The sequence below is a fragment of the Streptomyces canus genome (assembly GCF_030815415.1).
GTDB classification, from domain to species: Bacteria; Actinomycetota; Actinomycetes; order Streptomycetales; family Streptomycetaceae; genus Streptomyces; species Streptomyces canus_F.
Genome location: NZ_JAUSWW010000001.1, coordinates 9113993 through 9126482, shown reverse-complemented (window position 1 = coordinate 9126482; position 12490 = coordinate 9113993). Strand labels below are relative to the sequence as shown.

Sequence of the window (12490 nt, the reverse complement as noted above, 5' to 3'; positions counted from 1 at the left end):
GCGTGCGGTGACTTCGTCATCCCCGCACCGCAGGCACCCGCGCCGGAACTCCCCCTTGAACCGTGTGCATGCACTGTTCTCCCTTCACCACATGGTCAGGGCATCAACGCGGAGGGCATGGAGATCGACCTGTTCGTCCGGGCCCGGGAGATCCGCGAGGTCAACGAGCAGCTCCAGCGCGCCAACGCCGAACTGGACGCGGCGGGGCGGCGGTCGCGGGAGGAGCAGGAGGCCAAGGACCGGTTCATCGCGACGCTCTCGCACGAGCTGCGCAACCCGCTCGCGGCGGCCACCGCGGCCACCGAGCTGCTGGCATGCGACATGCCCGAGGGCCATCCGGCGCTGTCCGTGCTGGAACGGCAGCTGGGCACGCTGGTGCGGATGAGCAACGACCTGCTGGACGGCACGCGAGCGGTGACGGGGCGGCTGGAGCTGGTGCGGGAGCGGGTCGACGTCCGGTCCGTCGTCGAGGGCGCGTGTGCCGACATCCGCCATCTGTTCGGGCACGAGGGACGCACGCTCGACGTCGGTGTGCCGGGCGAGCCGGTGATCGTGGACGGCGACCGGCTGCGGCTGGCGCAGGTGCTGACCAACCTGCTGTCGAACGCGCTCAAGTACACCTCACCGGGCGGGCACACCGAGGTCGCCCTGGGTATCGAGGGCGACCGGGCCCGGCTCACCGTGCGGGACGACGGGATCGGTTTTCGGCCCGGTCAGGCCGAGGACCTGTTCGGGGTGTTCATGCGCGCGGCCCCTGCCGGGCCCGACACACCGGAGGGGCTGGGGCTGGGCCTCGCGGTCGCCCGCACCGTGGTGGAGCTGCACGGGGGCCGCGTCTCCGCGCACAGCGAAGGACCGGGACGGGGCGCCGAGTTCACCGTGACGCTGCCGATCGCCGACTCCGGCGCGCCCGAACCGGCCCGAGCGGTGGTGGTCCGTCCGGCCAGGCGGCAGCTGTCCGTCCTGATCGTGGAGGACAACGCGGATCTCGCCCTCACCTACCGCACCCTGCTCCAGCGGCAGGGCCACCACGTGACGGCGGTGCACACGGGCACCGACGCGCTCACCGCCCCCGAGGACTGCCCCTTCGACGTCGTGCTCTGCGACCTCGGTCTGCCCGACATCGACGGCTACACGGTCGCCCGCACGATCAGGACCCGGCCGCACGGCGAGCAGTTGCGGCTGATCGCGGTCTCCGGTTTCAGCCAGGGCAGCGACCGCACCAGATCCCGGGCAGCGGGTTTCGACGCGCATCTGGCCAAGCCGTTGCCGTTGAACGACCTCATCGACCTCCTGGAGCGTTTCGACGCGCCATGACCGGCACACGTCTTCCGCCCTGTGCCCCGCTGTGCTTGCCTGGGGAGCCGTTTTTCGGTGCCCGGGGCGGGAGTTGCTGCATGCGGAAGCCGTGGATCGTGGGGATGCTGCTGGCCGGAGTGCTGCTCGGAGCGTGCTCGGACCCGGCGTCCGGGCCCGAGGCGGCCCCGTCGTCCGTCGCGCCGCCGAAGCCGGCCGGCACGACGCAACAGCAGGCCGCCGGTAGTCCCGCTGCCCCGGCGAAGGCTCCGGTGGTGCTCTATCTCGGGGACTCGCTGGCGATGGAGGCCCAGAAGGTGGTCGGGCAGGAGCTCCGCCGGGACCTGCGTGCCGAATACACGGGCAAGCCGTACTCCGGGACGACGGTCTGCGACTACCTGGAGGGCACCGGCGCCAAGTCCCTCGTACCGGACCGGGACAAGGCGGCCGCCCTGGTGCGCTCGCTGCGGCCGGACTTCGTGGTGCTCCAGTTCTGGGGCAACGCGTGGGGCTACACGTGGTGCATGGACGGCATCACCCACGCCGAGGCGCCGACGACGTACTTCAAGCGGTACCGGGCCGACATGGCCCGGCTGACCGAGCAGATCGCGGCGGCGGGCGGCACCCATCGGCCACGGATCGTGTGGGTGGCGCAGGGCCCGGACCCGATCACCCCCGACCGGGTCCGGCGCGTGAACGAGCTCTACGCGCGGCAGGCCGCCGCCTCGGGCGACCTCGTCGCCGACGCGGGAGCCAAGGTGAGTGCGGCCGGGGCCCGCTACACCTGGGTCCAGTACCTGCCGTGCACCGCCTACGAGCGCGAGCACTCCGCGTACTGCACCCAGCCGGGCCGGGACCGGACCGCCCTGCACCTCGACAAGGACTATCTGCACTTCTGTCTGGCGCCCACCACGTCCACACCGAAGCCCTGCCCGGTCCGCTCCCCCGGCATTCTGCGGATCGCCCGGGAGATCGCCCGGGTGATCGGCGGGACGCCCGTCGGCTGACCCTCACTCGCCCGCGTAGGCCCTCTCCAGGGCCGCGATGTCGAACTTGCCCATCGCCATGAACGCCGCGGTCACGCGGGCCGCCTTCGCCGGGTCCGGGTCGGTGACCATGGCGTCCAGCGTGTCGGGGACGACCTGCCAGGACAGTCCGTACTGGTCCTTGAGCCAGCCACAGGGGCCGGGCTCGCCACCGCCTTCGAGGAGCTTGGTCCAGTAGCGGTCGATCTCCTCCTGGTTCTCGCAGAAGATCATGAAGGAGGTCGCCTCGGTGAACTTGAACTGAGGGCCGCCGTTGAGTGCGAGGAATGTGTGGCCGTTGGCCGTGAACTCGACGGTCATGACGCTGCCGGCTGGCTGCATCGCCCCCTCGGGGTAGCGCGCGACCTTGCCGACACTGGAGTTCTTGAAGACCGAGACGTAGAAGTGGGCGGCTTCCTCGGCCTGGCCGTCGAACCAGAGACACGTGGTGAAACCGTCGGTTGCCATGGGTACCTCCTGGGCGTGCGGATCGATGTCACCTGTGTCGACCGATCCTCGCCGCGAAACTCATCGGTCGCGTGGCCGGTTAATCCAGGTGGCCGGTACACCGTTCGGAACTAGTGCCGCGGCAGGCAACGTTTGCCCGTCAAGGAGCGGCGTCGTGGGGGTCCCTCCCGCCCGAGCCGTGCGAAGCGCGGTTCGAGGGTGGGGGAGCGTGCTCTCGGCGTGCCGGCCGGAAGCCCTCGTACTGGACGTACTTGGGCTTTCGGCCGGTGCGGCGAGTGGGGGCCCCTCCCACGCCCTCAAGGCAGTGGGGGAGCGTGCCGGGCGTCGCGACGGGGCAAACGTTGCCTGCCGCGGCACTAGCATCCGGGTCATGACGTCTTCGCCCGCCGACAGCGGCCTTCACCCCTTCCGCATCGACATACCGCAGGCCGACCTCGACGATCTCCAGGACCGCCTCGACCGGGTCCGGTGGCCCGACGAGCTGCCCGGGGTGGGCTGGTCGTACGGCGTGCCGGCGGGGTATCTGCGTGAGCTGGTGCGGTACTGGCGGCACGAGTACGACTGGCGGGCGGCCGAGGCGCGGCTGAACGAGTGGCCGCAGTTCACGACCGAGATCGACGGCGCCCATGTGCACTTCGCGCACATCCGCTCCCCCGAGCCCGATGCCACCCCGCTGATCATCACCCATGGCTGGCCGGGGTCGATCGTCGAATTCCTCGACGTCGTCGGCCCGTTGACGGATCCGGCCGCGCACGGCGGCGATCCCGCCGACGCCTTCCACCTCGTGCTGCCGAGCATTCCCGGCTTCGGGTTCTCCGGGCCGACCCGGGAGACCGGCTGGGAGGCGCGCCGGATCGCCGACGCGTGGGCCGAGCTGATGACCCGCCTCGGCTACGACCGGTTCGCAGCCCAGGGCGGCGACTGGGGCGCCGGCATCTCCCGCGAGCTGGGCCGTGTCCACACCGACCGGGTGATCGGCATCCACCTCAATCTGCTGCCCGGCGCACAGGCGGCCACGGAACCGACCGAGGAGGAGCTGAAGGCACTGAGCCCCGAGGAGCGGGAGCGGACCCTGCTCTCGTGGCGCAAGTGGGACGCGTGGTTCCGCGACGGGGTGGGCTACTTCCACCTCCAGTCCACCCGGCCGCAGACCCTCTCGTACGCGCTCACCGACTCGCCGGTCGGCCAGCTCGCCTGGATCGTCGAGAAGTTCCAGGAGTGGACGGACTCCGAGGAGTTGCCCGAGGAGGCCGTCGACCGGGGCCTGATGCTCACCAACGTGATGCTGTACTGGCTGACCGGCACCGCGGGCTCCTCCGCCCGGGTCTACTACGAGCGCGCCCACGCCGAGGGCGACCGGATCGCCGCCCCGCACAAGCCTTCGACCGCCCCGACCGCGGTGGCCTCCTTCCCCGGCGACCCGCAGATCCCGCTGCGCCACAAGGCCGAGCGCACTGAGAACATCGTGCGCTGGACCGAGCTCGACCGGGGCGGTCACTTCGCCGCGATGGAAGAGCCCGACCTGCTGGTGGACGACGTACGGGCCTTCTTCCGGCAGCTGCGCGAGAAGGGCTGAGACCCGCGGTGAGAGCGGCGCTCTGCCCTCGGCGAATCTGCCGCGGGCAGAGAACGGGCTGAAGGGCGTCGCCCGAGGTCAAGAGTGGAGTCGACGGCATCCCCGCCACCACGAGGAGAACCGATGACTCCACTCACCACGCTCGCCCCACGGGCGGAGGAGGGCGACACCGCGCCCTCCCGCTTCGACGACCAGCTGGCCGCCCAGCTGCTCGGACAGCGGATCGTCCTGCTCGGCACCCAGGTCGACGAGGTCTCCGCGAACCGGGTCTGCTCCCAGCTGCTGATCCTGTCCGCGGAGGACCCGCGCACCGACATCAGCCTGTACATCAACAGCCCGGGCGGCTCGGTGTACGCGGGCCTCGCCATCTACGACACGATGCGGCTCATCCCCAACGACGTATCGACACTCGCCATGGGTTTCGCGGCGAGCATGGGCCAGTTCCTGCTCTGCGGCGGCACGCCCGGCAAGCGGTACGCCCTGCCGAACGCGCGGATCATGATGCACCAGGGGTCGGCGGGCATCGGCGGGACCACGGCCGACATCGAGATCCAGGCGGAGAACCTGGACCACAGCAAGCGGACCATGGAACGGCTGCTCGCCGAGAACACCGGCCAGACGCCGGAGACCATCGCCCGGGACGGCGACCGCGACCGCTGGTACACGGCCGAGCAGGCCAGGCAGTACGGAATGGTGGACCAGGTCGTGGAGTCGCTCGCCGACGTCCGCCCGGCCGCCTCGAAGCGACGGATGGGGCTGTGACATGGGGAACTACACGATTCCGTACGTCGTCGAGCGGACCGCGAACGGTGAGCGGTCCTCGGACGTCTTCAGCCGGTTGCTGTCGGAGCGGATCATCTTCCTCGGCACCGAGATCGACGACGGGGTGGCCAACGTCGTCATCGCGCAACTCCTCCATCTGGAGTCGTCGGCGCCCGACAACGAGATCGCGATCTACATCAACTCCCCCGGCGGCTCGTTCACCTCGCTCATGGCGATCTACGACACGATGACGTTCGTACAGGCGCCGATCTCGACGTTCTGCGTCGGACAGGCGGCCTCCACCGCGGCTGTGCTGCTGGCCGGCGGAGATCCCGGGCGGCGGTTCGCGCTGGAGCACGCGCGGGTGCTGCTCGGGCAGCCGGCCAACGGCGGCAGCCGGGGCTCGATCTCCGATCTCGCCCTCCAGGCCAAGGAGATGGTCCGGATCCGCGGCCAGGTCGAGGAGGTACTGGCCCGCCACACCCACCACGACGTGGCGACACTGCGCGCGGACATGGACCGCGACAAGGTGTTCACCGCCGAGGAGGCAGTGGCGTACGGGCTGGCCGACGAGGTGGTGAGCCGGCGCCTCGTGGGGGTGTGAGGCGCCGGGTTCCGCTCAGGCGGCCAGGCAGAGCCCGTCGTACGACGAACCGGGCGCCGCCCTGCGGCTGCCGACCGAGTGCCGGCTGGTGATCCGGACGAGTTCGCCCTGGGCCCGTCCGAGCAGGTCGCCGAGACCCAGTCCGAGGGCGTGGGCGGCGGCCGCGAGGACCTCCGACGAGGCCTCCTTGCGGCCCCGCTCCACCTCGGAGAGGTACGGCATGGAGATACGCGCCTCGTCGGCCACGTCCTTCAACGTGCGCTCCTGGGCGAGCCGTTCACGGCGCAGGACGTCGCCGACCAGGTCACGCAGCAAAGGCTCCTTGGGAGGCGGTGCGGCGGCAGGGCGGGCGGTCCCCGGGCGCAGGGGGATGACGCGGGCTTGGTTCGTCGCTTCTTCGCTCACCTCTTCAGCCTAGAAGCCGTGGACCACAGCGGAAGGGATCAGCATTCCGCTCTGGGTGGAATGGACGGAGGCGTGTGACGTAGGCCACAGCCGCAAGTGTCCGTCGCACGCCACACGGCCCGCCACCCCTTCCTTCCCCGATTCCGGACACGCCACGGGCATGCGCCGTCACTCACCGGGTAGGCGCAAAGGAGACTGCCCGCGGGCTACCCGCTGGTCGGCGGCGGACACATGCCTATGTCGTCGCGATCCGGGTACCCGAGGGACCGCGAAGCACAGTTTCGGAAAACAACCGAGGCTGAAGAGGCTGACGTCAAGCCGTGACTTGCGTGGGAGAGGTACATGGACACCGCCGTGATCCGGTCGGAGGCACAGGTCGTGGAGAAGACCGCCGTGGCCAGCACGGGTGAGACATCACTGCCAGGAGTCGTGGACCCCCGGAGCGTGGCTCCGCGCGACGCGCGGGAACTGTCGCGCCAGTTCTTCCAGCGCCTGACCGAGCTCGAGGAAGGCACGCACGAATACCAGTACGCGCGCAACACGCTCATCGAGATGAACATGTCCCTCGTGCGCTTCGCCGCCGGCCGGTTCCGCGGTCGCGGCGACGACATGGAGGACATCGTCCAGACCGGCATGATCGGCCTGATCAAGGCCATCGACCGGTTCGACCTGACGCGGGAGGTCGAGTTCACCTCCTTCGCCCTGCCGTACATCGTCGGTGAGATCAAGCGGTTCTTCCGTGACACCACCTGGGCGGTGCACGTGCCGCGCAGGCTCCAGGAGCTGCGGGTCGAGCTGGCCAAGGCACGCGAGGAGCTGTCCAGCAGGCTGGACCGGGAACCGACGGTGGCCGAGCTCGCCACCTTGATGAACATCGGCGAATCCGAGGTGATCGAGGCGCAGATCGCCTCGAACGGCTACAACTCCTCGTCGCTCGACGCCGCCCTCACCGGCGACGGGCCGGAGAACGGCGAATCGGTCCTGGCCGACTTCATCGGCGTGGAGGAGGACGGACTGCGCCTCGTCGAGGACTTCCAGTCACTCGCCCCTCTGATGGCCGAACTCAGCGAGCGCGACCGGCAGATCCTTCATCTGCGGTTCGTGGAGGAAGCCACCCAGGCGGAGATCGGTGAACAGCTGGGCTGCTCGCAGATGCATGTGTCCCGGCTGATCAAGCGGATCATCACCCGCCTGCGCACGGGCATGCTGGGCGAGCTGGGCTGCGCCTGAGAAGGGACCTGAGCAGAGAAAGGGTGACCGCCGAAGGTGTCTTCGGCGGTCATTCCGTCTCGAGTCGAAGAACGGCGCTCACTCTCTTCCCGACCGGCACCCGTTCCGCGCTGACCTCGGCCGCCAGCGCGTGCACGATCTCCAGGCCGTGCCGGCCGACCCGCTGGGGGTCCTTGGGGAAGCGCAGGGGCAGCGCCGCGCTGCTGTCGTAGACGGACACGGTGACGACCGCGTCCGTGCCCTCCAGATCGAGGATGTACGGCCCGTTGCTGTGCCGGTCCGCGTTGGTGACCAGCTCGCTCACCACCAAAAGCACCTCGCCGTCGGCCCGGTCACCGATCTCGGCGCACCACTCGGTCCTGAGCTGCTCGAGGAAGTGCGCGGCGAAGTTACGCGCCTCGGCGATGCATCCCGGCTCGCCGGTGAAGTGAGCCGCCCGCCGTAGTGGATCCACGGGCACGTCGAAACCAGTCGGTATCACTGCCCCGTCCAGGTGCTCGATCATGCGTTCTCTCTCGGAAGGCCGGACTGGCCGGACGCCTGCTGCACCAGTGCTCGTACCCCGAGCGCGGCTCCGCAGTCCCCATAACGGGTCGTGTCGGTCACATCGCTGGTGACGTCACCGCGGACTCGGGGTACTTTACGTGGGCCCCGATTCTGTCGGCGTGTCGAATCACAGTGAGGGCTGAGACCCGGAAGTGTCCGCGGACGGTCCTTCGTCTTCGGTCGTCCCGGAGTCCGGCGCGGACGGCTCGGGGCTCGGTGGCAACGAGGACGGGGCGGTCGGCGTGGTCACACTCGCGGACGGGGAGACCAGGTTCGCCGGCGGCTCGGTCGGCTTGTCCTTGTGGCCCGTGTCGCCGCGGTGACGGGCGATCCAGTCGTCGGAGTCATGGTCGTAGATCACGAAGACGTTGATGACGGTCACCGAGGGCGCGACCACCACGACGTTCGAGGAGCGGTAGGACGACCAGGTGTCGCCGGTCCGCTTCGGGGTGCTCTGCTGAGCGACCGGCGGGGTCAGGGGGTTTCCGCAGGCGCAGCGCACCCGGGGCACGCCGCGGTCGTCGACCAGGACGGCGGTGCCGGACTGGAGGACGGCCTGGTAGCCGGTGGCGTGTCCGTCCCGGTAGCCGTGGTTGGTGACGCGGGTGTCCATGCGCAGCTGGACCGGGGTGAGCGAGCGCAGGTAGGCGGGGACGCCGGACGGCTGGACCCCGGCGACCGAGGCGAAGGCCTGGTTGACCGGCGGGTTCGCCTGGAGCGCCTTGATCTGGCGCTCCACGTCGCAGCTGGCGACGTTGCGGGTGCCGCCGTAGAGACCGGTGGCGCTGCCGTCGACGCCGCGTACCGCGTTTCCGGAGGGCGACTCGGTGGCCGGGGAGGCGGAGGCGGGCGCGGCGGAGCTGTCGGTCGCCGTCGACTCGGTGAAGGGGTCGGGGCCTGTCTTGGCGGCGGCCTGGAGGAAGACCTCGCCGTTCCCGCTCTTGCTGCCGGAACCGCCGTCGGAGCGGCTGAAGACGAGGCCCAGAATCACGGCGGCCACGACCGCGGTGGCGAGCAGCGCGATACGGGGCACGGAACGCCACCAGGGGCGGTGCGGTTCCGGCGGGGGCGCTCCCCCGCTGCTGCCCGGGGGCTGTGACGGTGGCCCCGAAGGCGGCTGGGAGGGGCCCGACAGCGGACCGGAGGGCGGTCCTGTGGGCCGGCCGGGGGACGGCGGTTCGACGCTCACGAGCCCTTCTTCCCGACGTGGAACTTCTGCGGCTTTTGTGCATTTACCGCACTTTTATCCACGCCCCTTTCATTGTGTGCTCCCGTGCCGTGCCGCTCGCAAGCCGACGCGGACGGCCCTCTCGCCGGGCGGGGCCCCGGAGCCCTGCTTAGCGTGGGAGGGTGCGCCCGCGAACCCGCTCCGACCAGGCCATCGCCCCGCACGGCTGGGTACAGGCCCTCCTCGCGGTCCTGTCCGCACTGATCGCCATGGGCGCCGCCGCGGCCCTGGGACTGTGGGCGGCCGGGGCGACCGACCTCCCCGACGGCGCGTTCCCCCGGGTCGTGGCGGCGACGGTGGTCACCGCGGTCGGCGGCACGATCGAGCTCTCCGGAAACGCCGGTGGACTGGCCGACACCCAGGCGGACCTCACCGTGATCCCGTTGTCCGTCACGCTCACCGGGGCACTGGTGATCGCCGCGGGCTTCCTGCGGCCGCTGCGGCACCGGGCGGTGGCGGGCGCCGGGGAACTGGCCGGGTGGGCCGCCAGGATCGCCGTGCTGTGGCTGCTCGCACTGCTCGCGCTGGCCCTCGGCGCCCGCCAGACCTTCCAGCTCTCGCTCGGCGACGGCACGCTCTCCGACCTGGGCGACACGTTCGGTGTCTCGCCGGAGGTCGGTTTCGAGACGGACCTGCCCCCGACACTCTTCTTCGGTCTGCTGTGGCTGGCAGGTGTCCTGGTGCTGGCCCTGCTGGTCTCGCGCGGAGCGCCGCTCCCGGCCCGGCTGCTGCGCTTCCAGGAGACGGTACGGCCGGCTGCGTACGCGATGGTGGTCCTGCTCCTGGCCTACGTGGCCCTGGGCATCGTCATCGCCGTCGTCGTGGCGTTCACGCGCGGGCAGGCGGCGGCGACCCTCGCCGTGATCCTGCTCGGCATGCCGAACCTGGTGTGGCTGACGCTCACGATCGGCCTGGGGGCCACCTGGAACGGCCGGGTGGAGGGGCCCTTCGGACTGCCGATGCCGCATGTCCTCGACGAGGTGCTGCGCGGTTCGGACACCGCCACGCTGAATCTGCGCACGCTGGCCGAGTACGACGGCCGGGTGTGGTGGCTCGTCGCCGTGGACGCGGTGCTGCTGCCGGCCGCCGCGTTCGTGATGGCGGCGCGCTCCCCTGCCCGCATGCGCGCCTGGCAGCATGCCCTGCACATGGCGGTCGCGCTCGCGCTCACGGTGCTGATGATCTGCCTCGTCGGCCGCATCTCCGCGCACTACGGCCTGTCCGTCCTCGGCATCGGCGACCTCGGCGGCGATCTCAACGGGGAGCTCCTCCTCGAGCCCGAAGTGTGGTCCGCCGTCGGTCTGGCCGCGCTGTGGGGGCTCGTCACCGGCTTCCTGGGCGCGCTCCTGGCCCGTCCGGTGCGGCGGACCGGCGAGACGAAAACGGCTGGGACGGCCGACGCCGGGCGTGACAGTGTGCGGCCATGACGCTGCCGCTCGAAGACCGCCTGGCCATCACCGAGTTGATCTCCCTGCACGGCCATCTGGTCGACGACGGGCAACTCGACCGCTTCGAGGAGGTGTTCACCTCCGACGTCGTCTACGACCTCTCCGACTACGGACAGGGCGAGGTGACCGGCGTCGCCGCGCTGCGGGAGGCCGCACTGGCCCTGGGCTCGGCCAATCCCGTCGCGCACCACGTGACCAACGTGGTGATCGGCGAGGCGCCGGACGGCCGGGTGCGGGTCCGGTCCAAGGGACTGGGCATCATGACCGACGGCTCGTGCGGGTCGGTGACGTACGACGACACGGTCGTCCGGGCCGGTACCGGCTGGCGGGTGTCGCACCGCAAGGTGTCGCCGCGGCGGGTGCCGCTGAGCGGAGCTAGCCGCCCCTGAACACCGGCCGGGCCCACGGCGGCGGTCGCTTCGGGCCCTCCGCCGACGTCTCCACCACCTTCAGGTCGACCTCCGTCGGCGCGTGAGTACCGAAACGGGCACCGGTCGTGGCGGCGCGCAGGGCCGCAACGAAGGCGAGGCAGGTGTCGTAGCGGGCGTCGGGGCTCTTGGCGAGGCCGCGCGCGAACACGGCGTCGACGTCCGGGGCGAGGTCGGGGCGGGACGCGGTCAGCGGGGGCGGATCGTCGTACTGGTGGGCCCACAGCAGGGCCATGTCGTCGTCGCGGCGGAAGGGCGGGTGGCCGGCGAGGGCTTCGTAGACGACGCAGGCGAAGCCGTACACGTCGCAGCGTCCGTCGACCGGCTTGCCGGAGATCTGTTCCGGTGCCACGTAGTCCAGGGTGCCCACGAACTGGCCGACCGTCGTGAAGCCGGTCAGGGACAGCGACTTCTTGGTCAGGCCGAAATCGGTGAGGTAGGAGTGTTCGGGGTGGTCGCTGTCGGTGCCGCGGGCGACCAGGATGTTCCCGGGCTTCACGTCCCGGTGGACGAGCCCGTGCTCGTGGGCGGCGTCCAGCGCCGAGGCGATCTGGGCGGCGATGCGCAGGGCGACGGCGGGCACCAACGGGCCCCGGCGGTCCAGGAGATGACGCAGGTCGCTGCCCTCGACGTAGCGCATCGCGATGTACAGGACACCGTCCGTCTCGCCCGCCTCGAAGACGGGCACGATGTGCGGGTGGTCGATCGCGGCGGCTGCCCGGGACTCGTGGGTGAAGCGGCGGCGGAAGGTGTCGTTGCGGGCGAGTTCGGGGGCGAGGAGCTTGAGCGCCACCGTGCGCTCCAGTCGCAGGTCGCGGGCGCGGTAGACGACGGCCATGCCGCCGCGGCCGATCTCGCGCTCGATGCGGTAGCCGGCGACCTGGCGCCCGATCAGCTCGGAGGGCCGGCCGGAGAAGAGGCTCGTGTCACGGGCCATCGGGGGTCACGACCTGTGTGGGGGCGTGGTCCGCGGCGGCGGCCGGGGGTGCCTCGTCCGTCGCGAAGGTGCTCAGACGGGTGCCGTCGGCGTACACCCAGCGGCCGTGCTGGGCGTCGTAGAGCCATACGGACTCGCCGTCGACCACGACTCCGACGCGCCGGCCGCGGGTACGCGCCTGGAATGCCTCGCCGTCGAGGCCGCCCGAGGCGAGCGCCTCGACCGCGGCCCGGTAGTCGCCCAGGGTCTGCTCGGCGCGGGCCAGCAGGGGCCGTGGGTCCGCGGTGCGGGCGAGCGGGCCGTCCGCGGCGGGCGGATCCGGGGGGACGGCGACCAGGAAGCGGCCGTCGACCCAGGCCGACCAGCCGTTGGCGCACCGGACGTGTCCCCAGTCGCCGCGCCGCTCCACCAGCTGGACCGGCAGCAGCGGGTCGAGGGCAACGGTGGGCCGGGCGGGGTCGGGGGCCTCCCAGGCGGGCATGCCGTGCTGGGGGACGACGTGAGTGGGCCGGAAGCCGGGGGTGGCCATCGCGCGCG

14 protein-coding genes are annotated in these 12490 nt (G+C 71.1%); 8 read left to right on the top strand and 6 right to left on the bottom strand.

Features of this window, described 5'->3' with window-relative positions:
* The first annotated feature begins 117 nt into the window (after positions 1-117).
* On the top strand, positions 118-1317 hold the full coding sequence (locus QF037_RS42285; protein ID WP_307034692.1) for a hybrid sensor histidine kinase/response regulator: 1200 nt from the start codon (positions 118-120) through the stop codon (positions 1315-1317).
* 80 nt (positions 1318-1397) lie between these two features.
* Positions 1398-2303, top strand: a complete 906-nt coding sequence (locus tag QF037_RS42280) for an SGNH/GDSL hydrolase family protein (protein WP_307034690.1) — start codon at positions 1398-1400, stop codon at positions 2301-2303.
* Between the two features lie 3 nt (positions 2304-2306).
* On the opposite strand, the gene QF037_RS42275 is transcribed toward QF037_RS42280, so the two are convergent.
* Positions 2307-2789 (bottom strand): VOC family protein, encoded by a 483-nt coding sequence (locus tag QF037_RS42275; protein ID WP_307034689.1) that lies wholly within the window; start codon positions 2787-2789, stop codon positions 2307-2309.
* 370 nt (positions 2790-3159) lie between these two features.
* On the opposite strand from QF037_RS42275, the gene QF037_RS42270 reads away from it, so the two are divergent.
* The 3 genes from QF037_RS42270 (at position 3160) to QF037_RS42260 (ending at position 5731) form a co-directional block, all read left to right on the top strand.
* The gene (locus QF037_RS42270) at positions 3160-4365 is read left to right on the top strand and encodes an epoxide hydrolase family protein (RefSeq protein WP_307034687.1); all 1206 of its coding nucleotides are present in this window, start codon (positions 3160-3162) and stop codon (positions 4363-4365) included.
* 123 nt (positions 4366-4488) lie between these two features.
* The gene (locus QF037_RS42265; RefSeq protein ID WP_307034685.1) at positions 4489-5127 is read left to right on the top strand and encodes a ClpP family protease; all 639 of its coding nucleotides are present in this window, start codon (positions 4489-4491) and stop codon (positions 5125-5127) included.
* A 1-nt stretch (position 5128) separates the two neighbouring features.
* Complete coding sequence (locus QF037_RS42260) at positions 5129-5731, top strand: ClpP family protease (RefSeq protein ID WP_307034683.1); 603 nt, start codon at positions 5129-5131, stop codon at positions 5729-5731.
* Positions 5732-5746: 15 nt separating this feature from the next.
* On the opposite strand, the gene QF037_RS42255 is transcribed toward QF037_RS42260, so the two are convergent.
* Positions 5747-6136: a helix-turn-helix domain-containing protein gene (locus QF037_RS42255; RefSeq protein WP_266896806.1), complete on the bottom strand. Its 390-nt coding sequence runs from the start codon at positions 6134-6136 to the stop codon at positions 5747-5749.
* A gap of 342 nt (positions 6137-6478) precedes the next feature.
* Between QF037_RS42255 and QF037_RS42250 the strand changes: the two genes are divergently transcribed.
* Entirely contained in the window at positions 6479-7366 is an 888-nt protein-coding gene (locus tag QF037_RS42250; protein WP_307034680.1) for an RNA polymerase sigma factor SigF, read from the top strand.
* 49 nt (positions 7367-7415) lie between these two features.
* Here the strand turns inward: QF037_RS42250 and QF037_RS42245 are convergent, their stop codons facing one another.
* Together QF037_RS42245 and QF037_RS42240 are read right to left on the bottom strand one after the other, a co-directional pair.
* Positions 7416-7871: an ATP-binding protein gene (locus tag QF037_RS42245; RefSeq protein WP_307034678.1), complete on the bottom strand. Its 456-nt coding sequence runs from the start codon at positions 7869-7871 to the stop codon at positions 7416-7418.
* Between the two features lie 168 nt (positions 7872-8039).
* The gene (locus QF037_RS42240; RefSeq protein WP_373463883.1) at positions 8040-9101 is read right to left on the bottom strand and encodes a DUF6777 domain-containing protein; all 1062 of its coding nucleotides are present in this window, start codon (positions 9099-9101) and stop codon (positions 8040-8042) included.
* Positions 9102-9262: 161 nt separating this feature from the next.
* On the opposite strand from QF037_RS42240, the gene QF037_RS42235 reads away from it, so the two are divergent.
* Both QF037_RS42235 and QF037_RS42230 read left to right on the top strand, forming a co-directional pair.
* Positions 9263-10567 (top strand): streptophobe family protein, encoded by a 1305-nt coding sequence (locus QF037_RS42235; RefSeq protein WP_307034676.1) that lies wholly within the window; start codon positions 9263-9265, stop codon positions 10565-10567.
* On the top strand, positions 10564-10977 hold the full coding sequence (locus QF037_RS42230) for a nuclear transport factor 2 family protein (protein WP_307034674.1): 414 nt from the start codon (positions 10564-10566) through the stop codon (positions 10975-10977). The genes QF037_RS42235 and QF037_RS42230 overlap by 4 nt, the downstream gene beginning before the upstream one ends.
* On the opposite strand, the gene QF037_RS42225 is transcribed toward QF037_RS42230, so the two are convergent.
* Entirely contained in the window at positions 10964-11953 is a 990-nt protein-coding gene (locus tag QF037_RS42225) for a serine/threonine-protein kinase (protein WP_307034672.1), read from the bottom strand. The genes QF037_RS42230 and QF037_RS42225 overlap by 14 nt on opposite strands.
* A complete protein-coding gene (locus QF037_RS42220) occupies positions 11943-12482 on the bottom strand; it encodes a hypothetical protein (RefSeq protein WP_307034670.1) in 540 nt (179 codons plus the stop codon). Before QF037_RS42220 ends, QF037_RS42225 begins: the two co-directional genes overlap by 11 nt.
* Between the last annotated feature and the right edge of the window lie 8 nt (positions 12483-12490).

Bases quoted from the DNA above. Each gene is read 5' to 3' on its own strand.
- QF037_RS42285 (WP_307034692.1), top strand. From the start codon at position 118: ATGGAGATCGACCTGTTCGTCCGGGCCCGGGAGATCCGCGAGGTCAAC.
- QF037_RS42280 (WP_307034690.1), top strand. From the start codon at position 1,398: ATGCGGAAGCCGTGGATCGTGGGGATGCTGCTGGCCGGAGTGCTGCTC.
- QF037_RS42275 (WP_307034689.1), bottom strand. From the start codon at position 2,789: ATGGCAACCGACGGTTTCACCACGTGTCTCTGGTTCGACGGCCAGGCC.
- QF037_RS42270 (WP_307034687.1), top strand. From the start codon at position 3,160: ATGACGTCTTCGCCCGCCGACAGCGGCCTTCACCCCTTCCGCATCGAC.
- QF037_RS42265 (WP_307034685.1), top strand. From the start codon at position 4,489: ATGACTCCACTCACCACGCTCGCCCCACGGGCGGAGGAGGGCGACACC.
- QF037_RS42260 (WP_307034683.1), top strand. From the start codon at position 5,129: ATGGGGAACTACACGATTCCGTACGTCGTCGAGCGGACCGCGAACGGT.
- QF037_RS42250 (WP_307034680.1), top strand. From the start codon at position 6,479: ATGGACACCGCCGTGATCCGGTCGGAGGCACAGGTCGTGGAGAAGACC.
- QF037_RS42245 (WP_307034678.1), bottom strand. From the start codon at position 7,871: ATGATCGAGCACCTGGACGGGGCAGTGATACCGACTGGTTTCGACGTG.
- QF037_RS42230 (WP_307034674.1), top strand. From the start codon at position 10,564: ATGACGCTGCCGCTCGAAGACCGCCTGGCCATCACCGAGTTGATCTCC.
- QF037_RS42225 (WP_307034672.1), bottom strand. From the start codon at position 11,953: ATGGCCCGTGACACGAGCCTCTTCTCCGGCCGGCCCTCCGAGCTGATC.
- QF037_RS42220 (WP_307034670.1), bottom strand. From the start codon at position 12,482: ATGGCCACCCCCGGCTTCCGGCCCACTCACGTCGTCCCCCAGCACGGC.